Annotated in this window: 11 protein-coding genes and 1 tRNA gene; 6 read left to right on the top strand and 6 right to left on the bottom strand. The window is 69.4% G+C overall.

All coding sequences use genetic code 11. From position 1 onward, the window contains the following. Positions 1 to 263: 263 nt before the first annotated feature. Positions 264 to 3,737, top strand: a complete 3,474-nt coding sequence (locus U3653_RS16050) for an indolepyruvate ferredoxin oxidoreductase family protein (protein ID WP_195080532.1) — start codon at positions 264 to 266, stop codon at positions 3,735 to 3,737. 85 nt (positions 3,738 to 3,822) lie between these two features. Here U3653_RS16050 and U3653_RS16045 read toward each other — a convergent pair whose 3' ends face one another. The 4 genes from U3653_RS16045 to amaB all read right to left on the bottom strand — a co-directional run bounded on the left by U3653_RS16045 (position 3,823) and on the right by amaB (position 8,303). Further along, positions 3,823 to 5,280 carry a subtype B tannase gene (locus U3653_RS16045; protein WP_323124329.1) on the bottom strand — a complete coding sequence of 486 codons (1,458 nt, stop codon included), beginning with the start codon at positions 5,278 to 5,280 and terminating at the stop codon, positions 3,823 to 3,825. A gap of 232 nt (positions 5,281 to 5,512) precedes the next feature. Beyond that, positions 5,513 to 5,992: a hypothetical protein gene (locus U3653_RS16040; RefSeq protein WP_195080533.1), complete on the bottom strand. Its 480-nt coding sequence runs from the start codon at positions 5,990 to 5,992 to the stop codon at positions 5,513 to 5,515. A gap of 629 nt (positions 5,993 to 6,621) precedes the next feature. Beyond that, positions 6,622 to 6,695, bottom strand: a tRNA-Met gene (locus tag U3653_RS16035). A 78-nt stretch (positions 6,696 to 6,773) separates the two neighbouring features. Then, entirely contained in the window at positions 6,774 to 8,303 is a 1,530-nt protein-coding gene (gene amaB / locus U3653_RS16030) for an L-piperidine-6-carboxylate dehydrogenase (protein ID WP_195080534.1), read from the bottom strand. 112 nt (positions 8,304 to 8,415) lie between these two features. Here amaB and U3653_RS16025 point away from each other — a divergent pair, with 112 nt between their 5' ends. The 3 genes from U3653_RS16025 (at position 8,416) to U3653_RS16015 (ending at position 11,632) form a co-directional block, all read left to right on the top strand. After that, complete coding sequence (locus U3653_RS16025) at positions 8,416 to 8,868, top strand: Lrp/AsnC family transcriptional regulator (protein WP_039796222.1); 453 nt, start codon at positions 8,416 to 8,418, stop codon at positions 8,866 to 8,868. A 64-nt stretch (positions 8,869 to 8,932) separates the two neighbouring features. Next, complete coding sequence (gene lat / locus U3653_RS16020; protein ID WP_195080535.1) at positions 8,933 to 10,276, top strand: L-lysine 6-transaminase; 1,344 nt, start codon at positions 8,933 to 8,935, stop codon at positions 10,274 to 10,276. A 117-nt stretch (positions 10,277 to 10,393) separates the two neighbouring features. After that, positions 10,394 to 11,632, top strand: a complete 1,239-nt coding sequence (locus U3653_RS16015; protein WP_323124330.1) for a YncE family protein — start codon at positions 10,394 to 10,396, stop codon at positions 11,630 to 11,632. A gap of 39 nt (positions 11,633 to 11,671) precedes the next feature. Here U3653_RS16015 and U3653_RS16010 read toward each other — a convergent pair whose 3' ends face one another. Further along, a complete protein-coding gene (locus U3653_RS16010; protein ID WP_195080641.1) occupies positions 11,672 to 12,016 on the bottom strand; it encodes a hypothetical protein in 345 nt (114 codons plus the stop codon). Between the two features lie 192 nt (positions 12,017 to 12,208). On the opposite strand from U3653_RS16010, the gene U3653_RS16005 reads away from it, so the two are divergent. After that, the gene (locus U3653_RS16005) at positions 12,209 to 13,591 is read left to right on the top strand and encodes a protein kinase domain-containing protein (protein ID WP_195080536.1); all 1,383 of its coding nucleotides are present in this window, start codon (positions 12,209 to 12,211) and stop codon (positions 13,589 to 13,591) included. Positions 13,592 to 13,752: 161 nt separating this feature from the next. Further along, positions 13,753 to 15,687 carry a protein kinase domain-containing protein gene (locus tag U3653_RS16000; RefSeq protein WP_195080537.1) on the top strand — a complete coding sequence of 645 codons (1,935 nt, stop codon included), beginning with the start codon at positions 13,753 to 13,755 and terminating at the stop codon, positions 15,685 to 15,687. 558 nt (positions 15,688 to 16,245) lie between these two features. Here the strand turns inward: U3653_RS16000 and U3653_RS15995 are convergent. After that, positions 16,246 to 17,184 carry a patatin-like phospholipase family protein gene (locus tag U3653_RS15995; RefSeq protein WP_195080538.1) on the bottom strand — a complete coding sequence of 313 codons (939 nt, stop codon included), beginning with the start codon at positions 17,182 to 17,184 and terminating at the stop codon, positions 16,246 to 16,248. Positions 17,185 to 17,339 lie beyond the last annotated feature (155 nt).

Genomic DNA, 17,339 nt, shown 5'->3' with positions numbered 1-17,339 from the left:
GCGTGCGGCGGAGGATGCGCGGTGTGGCACGGGTGCGGCTCACCGGCGGACGGCCGGATCGACGCGCCGCGGTGGTGTGCGCGTCGTCACATGCACCTCGCACTGTGCTTAGCTCGTGCCCATCCGAGTACCTCTTGAATGTGCATACTGCTCAATTTGACACGTAAAGGTTGTGCGTTCAGTTCTTCAGGACCACGATATCGGCAACAAGTGCTCAACAAGGCTCAGCGCCGGACCGGCGCCGGGCAGACGGGTGGATCCCTATGACCGAGCTCGCCGACCGCGATCTGACCGCGGCTGCCTACGACCTGGCCGACCGTTACCGCGTCGGCTCGGGGACCGTTGTCCTCACCGGCGTGCAGGCCATCGCGCGGCAGCTGGTCGAGCAGCATGTGCGCGATCTGCGCGCCGGGCGGCGGGTGGGCACGTTCGTGTCCGGGTATCAGGGCAGTCCGCTCGGCGGCGTCGACAAGATGCTGTCCGGCATGCCGGAGGTGCTCGCCGAACACGACATCTCGTTCGTCCCGGGATTGAACGAGGAACTGGCCGCGACCTCCGTGTGGGGCAGCCAGGCGGATCTGCCCGCGGGGAGGCCGACCCACGACGGCGTCGTCGGCGTCTGGTACGGCAAAGGCCCCGGCCTCGACCGCGCGACCGACGCGCTGCGCCACGCCAACATGTACGGGGTGAATCCGCGCGGCGGCGTCCTGCTGCTGGTCGGTGACGATCCGGCGGCCAAGTCCTCCACCGTGCCCGCGGTGAGTGAGCGCTCGTTGGCCGCGATGAACATTCCCGTGCTGTTCCCGCGCAACGCCCGCGAGGTCGTCACCATGGGCCTGCACGGCGTCGCCCTCTCGCGCGCGTCGGGCTGCCTGGTGGCCTTGAAGATCGTCGCCGACGTCGCCGACGGCGCGTGGACCGTGGACGGTTCGGTGGGTGACATCGATATCGTCATGCCCGAAATCGAGTGGGAAGGGCGGCGATTCCACTACCGGCAGCGTCCGATGGCCGCGCCGGCCGACAGCCTGCTCGCCGAGGCCGACCTCTACGGCCCCCGCTGGGAACTGGTGCGCGCCTACAGCACCCGCAACGGGCTCGACGTGATCGAGGTCGACCCGGCCCGCGCCACGATCGGCATCGCCGCCACCGGCACCACCTTCGACGCGGTCCGCCAAGCGCTGCTCGACCTCGGCGCCGACGACGACGCTCTGTACGGCGCGGGTATCCGCCTGCTGCGCATCGGAATGCCGTATCCCGTCGCGCCGGACCGGGTCCGGGAGTTCGCCGCCGGGCTCGACCGGCTGATCGTCGTCGAGGACAAGACCGCGTTCGTCGAGACCCAGATTCGCGACATCCTCTACGGCGTCGCGGGCGCACCCGAGATCCTCGGCAAGCGCGATCACGCCGGCCGCCCGCTGTTCGCCGCCGACGGCGAACTGACCTCGGGACGCATCGCCGCGCCGCTGCGCCGCCTGCTCGACGGGCGCCTCGAACTGAAACGCCCGCTGCCGCAGCCGCTGTCGCTGTCGGTGCTGCCCGCCAAGCGCGCGGCCTACTTCTGCAGCGGTTGCCCGCACAACCGTTCCACCGCTGTCCCGGAGGGCTCGCTGGCGGGCGGCGGCATCGGCTGCCACACGTTGGTGACCATGTCCGGCCGTAGCGACAGCAAGGTCACCGGGCTCACCCAGATGGGCGGGGAGGGCGCGCAGTGGATCGGCCAGGCGCCGTTCACCGACGTGCCGCACCTGTTCCAGAACATCGGCGACGGAACGTATTTCCACTCCGGCCAGCTCGCCGTGCAGGCGTGCGTCGCCGCGGGCGTGAACATCACGTTCAAGCTGCTGCACAACGACGTGGTCGCGATGACCGGCGCGCAGCACGCCGAGGGCGCGCTCACGGTGCCGATGCTCACCCACAAGCTCGCGATCGAGGGCGTCCGGCGCATCATCGTCTGCGCCGACGAGCCAGAGCGCTACCGCAAGCGCGATCTCGCGCCCGGCACCTCGCTGTGGCACCGCGACCGGCTCGACGAAGCGCAGCGCGCGCTGCGCGAGGTCCCCGGCGTCACGGTGCTGATCTACGACCAGCACTGCGCGGCCGACGCGCGACGGCAGCGCAAGCGCGGCGCCCTGCCGGTGCGCCGCACCCGGGTGGTCGTCAACGAGGCGGTGTGCGAAGGCTGCGGTGACTGCGGTGTCCAGAGCAACTGCCTGTCGGTGCAGCCGGTGGACACCGAGTTCGGACGCAAGACGCGGATCGACCAGACCTCGTGCAACACCGACTACAGCTGCCTGAAGGGCGACTGTCCCGCGTTCGTCACGGTGGAGCTGCCCGATCCGGCCGAGCGGAAGCCGCGCGGAGCCGGTCGCGCGCCGCGGCCGCCGCGGCTGCCGGAACTCGTGCACGAACCGCCGGCGACCACGCAGAACGTCTTCCTCGCCGGCATCGGCGGCACCGGCATCGTCACCGTCAACCAGGTCCTGGCGACCGCCGCGATGCGCGCCGGGTACGAGGTGGCGAGCCTGGACCAGATCGGCATGAGTCAGAAGGCCGGGCCGGTGGTCTCGCACCTGCGTTTCGCCGTCGGCGCGCTGGAACCGGCCAACCGGCTGGCCCCCGCCTCCGCCGACTGCATCGTGGCCTTCGATCTGCTGGCCGCCACCGACAACAAGAATCTGGCCTACGGCAGTGCCGCGACGACCGTCTCGGTCGCCTCCACCAGCGAGACCCCGACCGGGGACATGGTCTACGACCGGTCCGTCACCTATCCCGGCGAGGGGGTGCTGCTGCGGCGATTGGAACAGGTTTCGCGTTCGGTGCGGTCCTTCGACGCCCTCGCCGCCGCGGAGGCGCTCTTCGGCAACACCGCCGCCGCGAACTTCCTGCTGGTCGGCGCCGCCTACGAGACCGGCGGTCTGCGGCTGCCCGGCTGGGCGATCGAGGAGGCCATCGAGATCAACGGCGTTGCCGTGGACGCCAACCTCGCGGCCTTCCGCTGGGGCCGGGTCGCGATCGCGCGGCCCGATGAGTTCGCCGCGGCCACCACCCGCCGCACGACCGAACCCACCCCTGTGGAGGTGCCCGCGGACCTGTTCGACGGGCTGACCGCGACGGGCGAGACGCGGCGGCTGGTCGAGCTGCGGGCCGTCGAACTGATCGGCTTCCAGAGCGTCGCGGTGGCGCGCGACTACGTCGCCACGATGCAACGCGTATGGGCTGCCGAGCGCCGGGTGACCGACCGCACCGAGTTCAGCGAACAGGTGGCGCGCGGGCTGTACAAATTCACGGCGTACAAGGACGAGTACGAGGTGGCGCGCCTGCTCACCGATCCGGCGTTCCTGGCCGAGGTCGCCGCGCAGGTGCCCGACGGGGCGAATCTCACCTATCGGCTGCACCCGCCGGTCCTGCGCGCGCTGGGACGCAAGGACAAGATCGGGATGGGGCCGGGCAGCCACTTCGCCCTGCGCTTGCTCGCCAAGGGCAAACGCCTGCGCGGCACCAAGCTCGATCCGTTCGGATACGCGCACGTGCGACGCGTGGAACGCGAGTTGCGGGCGCACTACACCGCGATGGTGACAGACCTCGCGGAGGCGCTGGACCGATCGGGCTACGACCGCGCGGTGCGTGCGGCGGCCCTCGCCGACGTGGTGCGCGGATATGAGGACATCAAGCTCGCCAACGTCGCCGACTACGCCGAACGCCTGCGGGAACTCGGTATCGAGCCGCCGCGCTGCTAGCGGCTGCGCGGCCCGCGGGGTGGGCGGGCGCGGCGTGGGTGCTCGGATCGACGCCTCGGCAGGTCTTCGCCGCTCGGCAAACGCCTCACGCCGTGTAACCGGTGACCTTGCCGATCCACGCGACGAAATCCGCCGCGTCCTCATTGCTGGCGTGTCCCGCGTCCCAATACATCGCGGCGTCGACCTGGTCACCCAGATTCGCCAGACTCGCGGCGAGATTGCCCACAATGGTCAGCGACGCGTCGGTGTCCTTGGTGCCGACGCGAATCCACCAGTGCTTCGCCCGGGCGGGATTGCGCTGCCGGAGGAAGAACATCGGGTTCATCATGCTGATCTTCTCGGGCAGGTCGCTGTCGAGTACCGCCCCCGGGTCACCCGTCGCTTTCCGCAGGCTGAAGAGGGTGAAATGCCTGGCCTTGACGTTGCCGGAACCGAAAAGGTTGTTCTCGGCCGAGGACAGGTCGAAAGCGTCGAACGCGGGCACGCCTTTCTTCCGCTCGCCCACGTGGGCGAGGAAGTTCGGCCAAGTGAACTCCGCCCGGTCGCCCGACCACGTGATCCAGGTGTTGGCCGCCAAGTAACTCGAACGGTCGGCGTCGGGCAGGGCGTGCAGATACTTGGTCGCCGCCGGTTCCAGATAGGTGCGCACCAGGTAGTTGCCGTAGTTGGCGGCCGTGATGAGCCCGAAGCCGTCCCCGCCCTGCAGTTCCAGTGCGGCCTGGTAGTCCGGGAACGCCGTGCTCAGATCGTGCGAGGCCGTCGCGTCGAATTCGCCGGAGCGCACGGGGTTGGCGCCCCAGTTCCACTCGTAAGCCATGTCCGCGTGTTCCAGGTCGGTGATCGGGCAGTAGGGAGCGGCGGCGAAAACGGCGTCGCTCGCGTCCGCCGCGCCGAGTTCGGCGAGATACCGGTCGTACATCCGGTTGTCGGCGGAGGCGGCGAGCAGCGCGGACAGCGCGCCGCCCGCGCTGACCCCGGTGGCTACGATCCGGTCGGTGTTTCCCGGAACCCGGCCGGAATTGTGCCGGAGGTATCGGACCGCGGCCTTGAGATCCACGATGGCCGCGGGGGCCACGCCGTAATTCGTGGCGTCGGGTGAGACCAGGTCGCGCCCGCGCACACCGGGCTCGACCACGACATAACCGGCCGCGAGCGCGAGGTCGCGGTTGCGGTTCGCCCCGCCGTCCGGCTCGTCGTTCTTCGCCGCCGACGACAGGTATCCGCCGACGGAGTTGCTGAAGAGGATCGGAGCTCTGCTCGCGTCGACGGAATTTCCCTCGATCTCGACAGGGACGCTGATGTTCAAGCTCTGATACGTCTTGTCCACCGGCTTCGCCACGTAGACGACGTTGTCGTAGAACCGATAGGTCACCTTCTTGTCCCGCTCGAAGGTGGCGACGGTCTTCTTCCGCGTCGTGAAGTCGTCGGGGTCGAAGGCCAACTCGTCCACCGCTCGCGCGTCGCCGTCCAACAGACCGCAGGCGGCGAACATCGGCACGGCGACCGCCGCCGCACACCCTTCGAGCATCGCCCTGCGCCGCACAGCTCTCTCCTTCGCATTCGTGGCAAGCCGTTCGGTGTCGCGGCCGTAGCGGCGACAGAACTCTTGCCCGGAACGAATCAGCTGGTCATCGGGTCGCTGAGATCGAAGGATAGCGGTAGCGGACGCCGCGCACGTGCGCTGCTGCGCCCGACGCGCGCCGGAAGACGGGCGCCGGGCGCGACCTGCCGGTCGGCGGTCGATGACCGCATCGAGGCTGAGCGAGCGCAGCCGATCAGCCGACTTTCACCGGCGCCGTCGCCGCATCGGCTGTTCGCGCACGGCCGACGGCAAGCGCGACCAGAACGGCATTGCCCGCCGTGGAAATCATCGGCCCGGCGATGGACGCGAATTCGAAGCCGCTCACCATCAGCACGCCGAGCAATCCGAGGCTGTTGGCGAGTGCGTTCGCGGCGAACGTCTGCCAGGTTTCCGCACGCGGTTCGGACCACACGTGCCGGAGCGTCGGAATGGTGGCGATGAGATTCGCGCAGATCGCGAACAGCGCGCCGAACGCCTTTTCCGATACACCGACCGTCACCAGCACGCACGCGATCGAAGAAACCAGGCAGGCCCAATCGATATTGTCCTCCGGTCGCAGACCGGACCCGCGGGTGAGGCCGACGGCGATGACCGCCGCGTTCATGGCCGCCGCCGCGGCGTTGATGGCCGCGGCGAGATAGCCGCCATCGAGGTACGCCACCACCGCGAACACGGTGTTCGCGGTGCACCAAGCCGCCCACGATGCGATGCGCGGCCTGGTGTTGCCCTCCAGTATCCCCGCCAGGTAGGCGACGACGCCGAACAACGAAATGCCGACGCCCAGACACGCCGAAGACGTGCTCACATTCCAGAAATCACTCACGCGGAACTTTCCTCACAAATTGTCGTCGTTGCACGCAGAGATGGCCGACATTGGCGATCGAATCATTACGAACACGCCGAAGGAGACAAGCCGGGTGCGGTGATGGAACCGGGGGTTGCCTGCGGGAGAACACTTCGGGATGAATTGTCCGGGTGACCGGAAAGCATCGTGACACGACAACTCGGGCGTCACCAATGCAGGGCCGCGCTGTAACCATCTTTTAACTAGTGCTTTGCAAAGGTCGGCGGCGATGGGTATGCGGCGGGTTATTCCGCCGGGTATTCCGCTGTGATCCGCGGGACAGAGATCGGGCAAATATGCGACATGTCGCGGTATGCGACATCCCTGCTTTTTCCGCCCCGGCCCGGTCCGGAGGCGAGCGCTCTGCGCGCTGCTCCGGCTCGGATCGCGGCTGCCGTACCGACTGGTCCAGCAAAAGAGAAACGGCCCGGAGCGATCTGCTCCGAGCCGTTTCGTAGTAGCGGGGACAGGATTTGAACCTGCGACCTCTGGGTTATGAGCCCAGCGAGCTACCGAGCTGCTCCACCCCGCGTCGGTAGGGACAACACTACACAACAGGGGAGCGAACAACCCAATCGTGCTGGTAGGGCGGCATATTTGCGGTCTCGGATCAGCCGAATTCGATGCCTTGGGCGAGGGGAAGGTCGGTGGAGTAGTTGACGGTGTTGGTGGCTCGGCGCATGTACGCCTTCCACGAGTCCGAGCCGGATTCGCGGCCGCCGCCGGTCTGCTTCTCGCCGCCGAAGGCGCCGCCGATCTCGGCGCCGGAGGTGCCGATGTTGACATTGGCGATCCCGCAATCGGATCCGTCGGCGGCGAGGAAACGCTCGGCCTCGCGCTGGTCGGTGGTGAAGATGGCCGAGGACAGGCCCTGCGGCACTTCGTTGTGCATGGCGATCGCGCGATCGAAGTCGTCGTAGGTGAGCACGTACAGGATCGGCGCGAAGGTCTCCTCCCGCACCACCGCGGTCTGGGCGGGCATGCGCACGATGGCGGGCCGGACGTAGTAGGCGTCGTCGCCGAATCCCTCGACTCGCTCACCGCCGCAGACCAGTTCGCCGCCGTCGGTCACGGCCTTGTCCAGCGCCGCGCGCATCCCGGTGTAGGCCTTGCCGTCGATCAGCGGTCCGACCAGCACGCCGTCGTCGAACGGATCGCCCACCGGCAGTTGCCGGTACGCCCGCTCGAGCCGGTCCAGCAGGGGGCCCGCCACACCGCGGTGCACGATCAGCCGCCGCAACGTGGTGCAGCGTTGCCCGGCCGTGCCCGCCGCGGCGAACACGATGGCCCGCGCCGCGAGGTCGAGGTCAGCGGAGGCGGTGACGATCGCGCCGTTGTTGCCGCCCAGTTCGAGCAGGCAGCGCCCGAGCCGCTCGGCCACCCGCGGCGCCACCAACCGGCCCATCCGCACCGAGCCGGTCGCGCTCACCAGCGCCACCCGTGCGTCGTCGACGAGACGGGAGCCGACGGCGCTCGCGCCCTGGATCAACTGGTGGATCTCCGGATCCGCGTCCGCCTCGCACGCCGCGCGCCGCAGCAGCGCGTGGCAGGCCAGCGCCGTCAGCGGCGTCGTCTCCGACGGCTTCCACACCACGGTGTCGCCGCAGACCAGCGCGATCGCCGTATTCCATGCCCAGACCGCGACCGGGAAGTTGAACGCCGAGATCACCCCGACCACGCCGAGCGGATGCCAGGTCTCCATCAACCGGTGGCCGGGACGCTCCGAAGGCATGGTGTGGCCGTACAGCTGCCTGGACAGACCGACGGCGAATTCGCAGATGTCGATCATCTCCTGCACTTCACCCGCGGCCTCGGCGGGGATCTTGCCCGCCTCGAGCGTGACGAGTTCGGCGAGATCGTCCTTGTGTTCGGTGAGCAGCCTGCCGAGGCCGCGCACGACCCCGGCCCGAACGGGCGCAGGAACCGTGCGCCAGGTCCGGAAGGCGCTAGCGGCCCGGCCGATCGCGGCGTCTACCTCGTCGAGCGAACTGGACCGCAAGGTGGTCAGCTGCCCTCCGGTGATCGGAGTGCGAGCGAGCAGATCGCCGGGTTCCGGTGCCGGCGCGCCCAATTGGCGCAACACCGCCTCCGCGCGGGCGGCGAGACGCTCGGTGGCCTGATCGTCGAGTACCTCGGTCATGTGTTGTTCCGCCGTACCTTTCGGCCGCGTCGCGGCGTGTCTGTCCCACATAGCGGGAGGATGGAGATGAGGTTCCGGACACGAGGCGGGCTGCCTGAGTTAGCCTTCGCTGATGGCGGATACACCGGCAAGACCCGTACTCGATGACATCGATCGCCTGCTGATTCGTGAACTGATGGCCGATGGACGGGCCACTTTGTCGAACCTGGCCGAGAAGGCGAGTCTGTCGGTGTCCGCGGTGCAGTCACGGGTCCGCCGATTAGAGGCGCGCGGCGTGATCCGCGGGTACACCGCGCACGTCGATCCCGAAGCGCTCGGCCAGCTGCTGTCGGCATTCGTCGCGATCACTCCTCTCGATCCGTCGCAACCCGATGACGCCCCCGCGGTGCTGCAGCACATCCCCGGCATCGAGGCCTGCCACTCGGTGGCCGGTGAGGAGAGCTACATCCTGCTGGTGCGCGTGGCGTCTCCGCGGCACCTCGAGCAGTTGCTCCAAGAGATCAGAGCCACCGCCAACGTGCGCACCCGGAGCACCATCATCTTGCAGACATTCTATGACAGGTGACGATTCTGTGTAATTAATACGCTTTGTTGTAGAGGTTCCGTAAATTTTTACGTACCCTCAGGGCGTGACCATCGAACTGGAACGCACCCGCCCGGCGGTCACCCCCGCCGCCAGGGTCCACGAGATCTTGTCGGCGAGCATCCTGGCCGACGGCTTCGACTTGGTACTCGACCTCAACCGTTCCCGCGGCTGCCGCCTCGTCGACGAACGCGACGGCAGCCCCTACCTGGACATGTTCGGGTTCTTCGCCTCCAACGCGCTGGGCATGAACCATCCCGCCCTCGCCGAGGACGCGCAGTTCCGGGCCGAGCTGCTCGCCGCGGCGGTGAACAAGCCGAGCAACTCCGACGTGTACACCGTCGAGATGGCCCGCTTCGTCGAGACGTTCGTGCGGGTGCTCGGCGACCCGCGGCTACCGCACCTGTTCTTCATCGATGGCGGCGGCCTCGCCGTGGAGAACGCCCTCAAGATCGCGTTCGACTGGAAGAGCAGGCACAACGAAGCACATGGCCGCGCACCGGAACTCGGTGCCAAAGTGCTGCATCTGACCGGCGCGTTCCACGGCCGCACCGGGTACACCATGTCGCTCACCAACACAGATCCGGTGAAGACCGCGCGCTTCCCGAAGTTCGACTGGCCGCGGATCGAGTCGCCCTATCTCACCGACGCGTTCGACGTCGAGGAGGCGGAGGCCGACTCACTCGCCCGGATACGGCGGGCATTCGAGCAGAATCCTTACGACATCGCGTGTTTCATCGCCGAACCGATCCAGGGCGAGGGCGGCGACCGGCATCTGCGTCCGCAGTTCCTGCAAGCCGTGCAGCGGCTGTGTCACGAGAACGACGCGCTGTTCGTGCTGGATGAGGTGCAGACCGGCGTCGGCATGACCGGAACCGCATGGGCCTACCAGCAACTCGGCTTGGCGCCGGACGTCGTCGCGTTCGGCAAGCGGACCCAGGTGTGCGGCGTCATGGCGGGCGGACGCGTGGACGAGGTGCCCGACAACGTGTTCACGGTCAGCTCCCGGCTCAATTCCACCTGGGGCGGCAACCTGGCCGACATGGTGCGCAGCAGGCGCACCCTGGAGGTGCTCGAGCAGGACGCGCTGATCGAACGGTCCCGGGCGCTGGGGGCGCACCTGCTCGAACGGCTGGGCGACCTGGCCGCCCGGCACGCCGATGTCAGCGAGCCGCGCGGGCGCGGCCTGATGTGCGCGATCACTCTGTCGTCGCCGCTGTTGCGCGACGAGGTGCTCACCGCGCTGCGCGAGCGCGAGCACGTGCTGATCCTGGGCACCGGCGAACGGGGCATCCGGTTCCGTCCTCCGCTGACGGTCACCGGCGCCGAACTGGACGAGGCCGTCGACGCACTGGATCGGGTCCTGAGCAGCCTCGAACAGCGCACGTAGGGGCGATCCGGACATTCCGGTGCACTCCGGCGCGGGTGCGCCGGAATGCCGGATCCGGCCCCTAGGCTTCGCACCCATGGCCTCTCGTCTTCACCACGCTCCGGCAGGGCGCGGCGCGTGAAACGACAGCGGATGTACCGGTGCCGCGCGCCCCACCTCGTGGCCGCGCTGCTGTTGTCGGCGTCGGCCGGCTGCGCGGCCGGCGACGCGGGCACGGTGGGCACCGAACAGAGCCGGACCGCCTCGACCGCGATGGCGACTCCGGCCGCCGCGGCGGCCCCCACCACGGCAGCGCTTCCACCCCACATGACCGATCTGCTGCCGGGGATGCCGCCGCCGCTCTCACCGACCGACGTGTACGTGGCCGACCGGGAACTCAGCCCCGCCGTGGCAGGCCATCGCTCGCTCGTGTACGTCCCCAACAGCCGGTCGAACACGGTCTCTGTGATCGACCCGGAGACCTTCCAGGTGATCGACACTTTCCCGGCGGGCGGCTCGGAACCGCAGCACGTCGTGCCGTCCTACGACCTGCAGACCCTCTATGTCACCAATGATCTGCCGATCGGCGGGGGCAGCCTGTTGCCCATCGACCCGAGGACGGGAAAGCCTGGTGACCCCTTCCCCGTCCGCGATCCCTACAACATGTACTACACGCCGGACGGCCGGTACGCGCTCGTCGTCGCGGAGGCGGACAAGTCGCTGGATTTCTACGATCCGCGAACCTGGCAGAAGCGGCACGCCATGGCGGTGCCCGACTGCCCGGGAGTCGATCACATGGACTTCACCGCCGACGGCCGGTTCGCCCTGGCCTCGTGCGAATTCGCCGGGCGCATGCTGGTTTTCGACGTCGCCGAGCGCAAGGTCGTCAAGCTGGTCGACCTGCCCGGCGGTCGTTCGGGTATGCCGCAGGACGTGAAGCTGTCCCCGGACGGGCACACCTTCTTCGTCGCCGACATGACCGCCGACGGCGTCTATCTCTTCGACGCGCACACCTTCGACAACACCGGTTTCGTGCCGACCGGCAAGGGAGCGCACGGCCTCTACGTCACCCGGGACTCCGCGCGGATGCTCATCACCAACCGGCACGAAGGCAGCGTCTCGGTGTGGGATTTCGCGGCGCACGGGCTGGTACGCAAATGGTTCGTGCCCGGCGGCGGCAGTCCCGACATGGGCAACATCTCCCCGGACGGTCGCGTCTTCTGGGCCTCCGGCCGGCATCACGACGAGGTGTACGCGATCGACATCGTCAACTGGGAACTGCTTGCGCGCATCCCGGTGGGCAAAGGGCCGCACGGGCTCACCATTTGGCCGCAGCCGGGCCGCTACTCCACGGGGCACACCGGCGTCATGCGCTGACCAGGGCGGTTGTCGTCGTGGGTGCGGGAGAAGGATCGATCAGGACGTGACCGGACGCAGCCCGAGAGCGCCTTCGACGAAACGGTGCACCGACCGCAGCCCGGCGTCCAAGGCGGCCTCGTAGCCAGGACGCGCCCATCCGCTCACCGCCGCGGTGCCGTCACCCGCGGGCGTAACCCCGATCTCGGCGACCAGCTCGGCCGTGGTCGGTTCGCAGACCGCCCACGAGAAGTGCGTCTCCTCCGCCCAGCCCGCACCGCGCCGGGCCACATAGTCCGGTTCGGTGATGCCACCCGCGGCCAGGGCGGGGCGGTCGTCGATGCGGTCGTCGGCGCGCAGGGCGCGCAAGTACCAGGCGCCCGCGTTGATCTCGATCGGTTCCATCAGCATTCGGCCGTTCCGCCGCGCCGGTGGTCCGGCAGACCCGCGAGCGCTCCGCCGAATTCCGCGACGCCGACCGGCCTCGCTGGGACATGATCGGATGGCCGCGTCGTCGGATTTGCGCGTTTCGCGATACCGATGCGGATTTCGGGTAGCTCGATCATGACGAAAAGGCTAGCGGGAGGTTCTATCGATATGGGCGAGCTGTGGTTCGGCCATTACCGCCTCGATCGGTTGCTGGGCAGCGGCGGCACCGGCGAGGTATGGCTCGCACACGACACCACCACCGACCGTGCGGTCGCATTGAAGCTGCTGGCCAGCGCGTACGCGGCGGACCCGAAATTCCGGCAGCGGTTCACCAGGGAGGCCAGGCTCGCCACCCAGGTGCGGGGGCCGCATCTGGTGCCGATCCATTCGTTCGGCGAGCTCGACGGTCGCCTGTACATCGACATGGAGTTCATCGAGGGCTCCGACGTGGCCGGTTTGCTGCGGCGGTCGGGGCGGCTGGATCCCGAGCACGCGCTCGATATCGTCGCGCAGACGGCCACCGCGCTCGACATCGCGCACCGCGCCGGCCTGGTGCACCGCGACGTGAAGCCGTCCAACATCATGGTGACTCCCGCCGGCACGGTCTACCTGATCGACTTCGGCACCGCGCACCGCAGCGACCAGCCCGCGATCACCGCCACCGGCAATGTGGTCGGCACGCTGGCCTACATGGCGCCGGAGCGGTTCGACGGGGTGGGGGGCCCGCGCTCGGATCAGTATTCGCTGGCATGTGTGCTGTTCGAATGCCTGACCGGGCGCAGGCCGTTCGACGACGGCGAGCCACCACGTTTGCTGCGCGCCCACCTCTTCCAGGCCCCGCCGTCGGCCTCGGCGTTCGATCCGGCGATCCCGCCCGCGCTCGACGCGGTGATCGCACGCGGCATGGCGAAAGACCCGGACCGGCGCTGGTCCAGCGCCGGGGAACTGGCGTCGGCCGCGCACATAGCGCTGACCGGCCGGGACGCCACCACGGTCGAGCTGGCCTCCGCCGTGCCGACCGTCGTGCTGCCGCCGCCGCGCGCGGTGGCCGCCACCGCCGCCTCGCCCGGATCGCGCACACCGCTCGGGCCGCGTCTGGCGCTGGCGTCGTTCGGGGCGCTCGTCGCGGCGGTGGCCGGGGCGCTATGGATCGGACGACCGGACACAGCCGACGCGGGATCGGCCGCCACGCCGCTGCCGCCCCCGAGCCAGGAGCACGCGTCACCGTCGGCTCCGCCGTCGCACGCCACGGCCGCGCCGACGCCGATCTCCGCCCCCATAGTCGTCCTGCCCGGCGCGGGTCAGCCGTGCGACCCGGCGATCGACGTGCACAGTGTCACCGTGGACGGTCTCGCGCTCACCTGCACCGCGTCGTCGGCGGGCCGACCGAGTTGGCTTCCGGTTCTCCCCGCGTCCGACGGTGTCGCCGTGCGCGACGTGGACGAGTCGAACGGGCCGGTTCAGCAGGATGCGGGCGACAAGCGCGGCCGTGGCAAGCCGGACCACGCGAACCAGGGACACGGCAAGGACAAGCCCAAACCCGGCAAGTAGACCGATTGTCATCGAGCCCACAGTGGTGTGCGGTGCGGGGCGGGGTTACGCTCCGAAGAAGGCCATTTCTTCGGCGTTCGCGCGGTGACCTGCCGATTTCCGATGTCCGCTCCGTGCGGAGGCCGGGTCGGCCAGATGTCAACGGTGACTGGAGGTTCGCGATGGGGGAGGTGCGGTTCGGGAATTACCGTCTGGAGCGATTGCTCGGCAAGGGCGGTATGGGGCAGGTGTGGCTGGCCTACGACCTGGTGGCCGCACGCCGGGTGGCGTTGAAACTCTTGCCCGCCGAACTCGCTGCCGCCGCGGGGTATCGCAAGCGATTCGAGCGTGAGGCCGAAGCGGTGGCGCAACTGCGCGATCCGCACATACCCCGCATCCACCGGTTCGGCGAGATCGACGGCCGCCTCTACATCGACATGCAGTTCGTGGAGGGGGCCGATCTGGCGGGCAAGCTGCTCGCCGAAGGGCGGCTGTCCCCGGCCGTCGCGGTCGGCGTCATCGGTCACGTCGCGGCGGCGCTCGATGTGGCGCACCGGCTCGGGCTGGTGCATCGCGACGTCAAACCGTCGAACATCGTCGTCCATCCCAGCGGCTTCACCTACCTCATCGACTTCGGCATCGCGCACGGGCTCGGCCAGACCGCCGTGACGACCACGGGCATGGCGATCGGCACGCTGGCGTACATGGCGCCGGAGCGGTTCACCGGCAAGGTGGACGCCCGCGCTGACGTCTACTCGCTGGCTTGTGTGCTCTACGAGTGCCTCACCGGCTCACGGCCCTACGGGGACACCGACCCCGCACAGCAGATGCACGCGCACCTGATGGCCGCACCCCCGAGAGCCGGTTCGGTGTGCGTGGGCATCCCCGCCGCCCTCGATGCCGTCATCGCTCGGGGCATGGCCAAGGAGCCGGACGAAAGATATCCGACCGCAGGGGAATTCGCCGCGGCCGCGCGAGTTGCGATCGGTGCTGCCGACTCGCGAGCCGTGCCGCCACCCTCGCCCGGTGCCGGAGTCGACGCCGGTCCGCCTGCGCGAGAAGGTCGTTCGCCGAATCCGCCCTCTGGGCCCGCCGGACCGGATGGGTTCTCGGAACCGCCGGGTGCGGAGCGACGGCGCACGCCCACCCCGACAAAAGTTCTGCCGCAGCCAGCTCCGACGCCGACGCTCGTGGCGACCAGGCTCGACTGGTCCAGTCCGAATCCCGCCCCGGGACAGGCTGTTGCGCCACCTGATCCATCGGTGCGTGGATACGCACGTGCCCAGGTGGTCCCTGGTCATCCGGGTCAGCCGTCGTCAGCACGTCGAGGGTGGTATCGGAACGCGCCGTATGCCGTTGGCGCCGGACAGCCGGGTTGGCAGGACAGATTGCTCGCGTTGCAGGCGCGGGTGTTGTCCCCGAAGCCAGGTCCGGTCGCTCCGCCGTATCGGGCGCAAGCGCGCAAGGTCTTTCCAGCGGTCCCGCGTCCGGGTCGGCGGCCTGTGCTTCAGCGGCGGCCGGTCCAGCGACGTCGGCGGAGTCTGCTGTCGAAGCTGATCGGCGCGCTGGTGGTGGTGTTCCTCACGCCGTTCGCGTTCGCGGCTGGTTGCGTCGCGTTGATCGCGGCCGGAACCAGGGCCGGCGACTCCGGCACGCCCGCGCCGACGCCGCCGCCCGCCGCGGTGGCGGTGGAGGAGCCCGGACCTCCGATGACCGATCCGGCCGCCGTGGCGCCGGTGGGCACACCCGTGCGCGACGGCAAATTCGAGTTCGTCGTGACGAAGGTCGACGCGGGCGTTTCCCGCGTCGGATTGCAGACGGCCGCCGGTTCGTTCCTGATCGTCACGCTGGCCGTGCGCAACATCTCCGACGAGTCGAAGTGGTTCCTGCCGCTGGGCCAGCGCCTGCTGGACGCGCAGAACACTCCGTTCGACCACAACGCCACCGCGACCATCTGGCAGAACACCCAACAGCGCCTCGGCTACTCCTTCGAGCTGCGCCCCGGCCAGTCCGCCACCACCCAACTCGTCTTCGACCTCCCGCCCACGGTCACTCCCGACCACTTGGAACTCCACGACTTCGTCCTGTCCAACGGCGTGCGAGTCGCCCTCGGCTGAGCGTCTTCGGGCAGCGGCGTCACGCCGATCCGAAGCGGGCGCTCTCGGCTCGACCGCCTCGCCGCCGTGGGCGGGTCCGCACGCCACCCCCGCGCTGATGGCCGCGACCCAGCGCACTGTCGCCTTGCCGCAGCCCGCTCACCACGGCTCTACGGAGCTTCCGGTCCACCGCCGCGCTGATGGCCGCGACCCAGTGCCCCGTCGCCTTGCCGCAGCCCACCACCACCATGGCCGCCCTACGAAGCCATCCGGTCGCGCAGGTCACCGGCAAGGACGACAACATGCCGACGGGGCGCGCGGCGGTTCATGGCCGACCGCGTCGGGCGGCCTCGGTCGAGTCACCCGGTAGGAGGCGTCCTTCGGCGGGTCGCGCTGGCTTCGATTGATGGAGGCCGCTTCGGGCTCGGTGAGGCCTTCCGCCGGAGTTCGGGTGTCCCGACCGGGATTGTGTCGGCTCCCGACGTAGCCGGTGGGTTGAAACGCGGCGAGCGCGACACCGATCTCGGCGGCTACGGCCCACGCCCGCGATGTGCTCGCATGCCGGGTGGCCGCGGGCGATCAGGCGGCGGGTATGACGGCGGACAGCGCGCTGAGGACCGCTTGCCGGCCGATGCGCAGGCCCTCTGCCAGCAGCGTGGTGTCGCGGGTGGCGCTATCGATGTCGGGAGAGCCGATAGGGGGATGGATTTGCAGTACCGAGTCGCCGAGATCGGCCAGCGCCCGGTCCTCGATGTCCTGTTGGCGGGGGCGTTCGAGCCAGGCCTTGTACGCGCCGGGGGCCACGGCGCGCATATAACCGCCGCCGACGATCTGGTGCAGGCGCGAGGCGGGCGGACGCCTCTCGTCCACGCGCCGGGTGCGCAGCACCAGGGCGAGGGTGGCGCCCGCACGGACCGCGGTGCGGATCGGCACCGTCTCGGACAACCCACCGTCGAAGAAGGCCGAGTCGCCGAGGGCGACCGGCGGCCCCGCCAGCAGGGGCAGCCCCGCCGACGCGCGCAAGGCGCGCATCAGCGTGCGCTTGTCGGTGATGTGCGGATGCAGATCCACCGCCAGCCCGGTGCGGATGTCGGTGGCGATCGGATGGAATGTCGTGGAGTTGGCCAGGATGGCCGCGAAGTCCATCGGTTCGACGCCGTCGTACACCTGGTGCACGAGATAGCGCAGATCGAACGCCGGACGCCCGCGCAGCAGCCGGGCCGGGTCGATGGCGCGGCGCATGATCGCCGGATCGGTCCACGAGCGCATGCCGGGAATCGCGCGCCCGCACAGCAGCCAGGCGCCGTTGATCGCGCCCGCCGACGTGCCGTACACGGCGTCGAACACCCCGGCCAGTCCGAGCTCTTCCAGCGCGGACACCATGCCGCTGGAGTACACGCCCCGGCTGCCGCCGCCTTCCACCACCAGCGCCAAGCGGTGACCGTCGGCACGGCTGCCCGTGGCACGACGCGCGCGGATCGCCTCCGCGACAGGGGAGAGGCTTGTCGAGCTGGTCACCGGATCACGATACGACACCGTGGTATGCGCCTCGGGTCCAGCGGCGTGACGACGGAGGGACCGCCGCGTGAACAAAGAAGCGGGGGGGGGCCCCCGGGGGCGCCCCCCCCCCCGGCCCCCCCCCCCCCCGGGGAGGACAAGTAAACCCCCCCAAA

Source organism: Nocardia implantans (genome assembly GCF_035544775.1).
Classification (GTDB): Bacteria; Actinomycetota; Actinomycetes; order Mycobacteriales; family Mycobacteriaceae; genus Nocardia; species Nocardia implantans.
The sequence above is the reverse complement of the archived record's forward strand: the minus strand, read 5'-3'. Positions and strand labels throughout refer to the sequence as shown.

What these genes read in the sequence shown, in the direction of transcription:
- U3653_RS16050 (WP_195080532.1), top strand. Translation starts at nt 264, where the DNA reads ATGACCGAGCTCGCCGACCGCGATCTGACCGCGGCTGCCTACGACCTG.
- amaB (WP_195080534.1), bottom strand. Translation starts at nt 8,303, where the DNA reads ATGACCGAGGTACTCGACGATCAGGCCACCGAGCGTCTCGCCGCCCGC.
- U3653_RS16025 (WP_039796222.1), top strand. Translation starts at nt 8,416, where the DNA reads ATGGCGGATACACCGGCAAGACCCGTACTCGATGACATCGATCGCCTG.
- U3653_RS16010 (WP_195080641.1), bottom strand. Translation starts at nt 12,016, where the DNA reads ATGGAACCGATCGAGATCAACGCGGGCGCCTGGTACTTGCGCGCCCTG.
- U3653_RS16005 (WP_195080536.1), top strand. Translation starts at nt 12,209, where the DNA reads ATGGGCGAGCTGTGGTTCGGCCATTACCGCCTCGATCGGTTGCTGGGC.
- U3653_RS16000 (WP_195080537.1), top strand. Translation starts at nt 13,753, where the DNA reads ATGGGGGAGGTGCGGTTCGGGAATTACCGTCTGGAGCGATTGCTCGGC.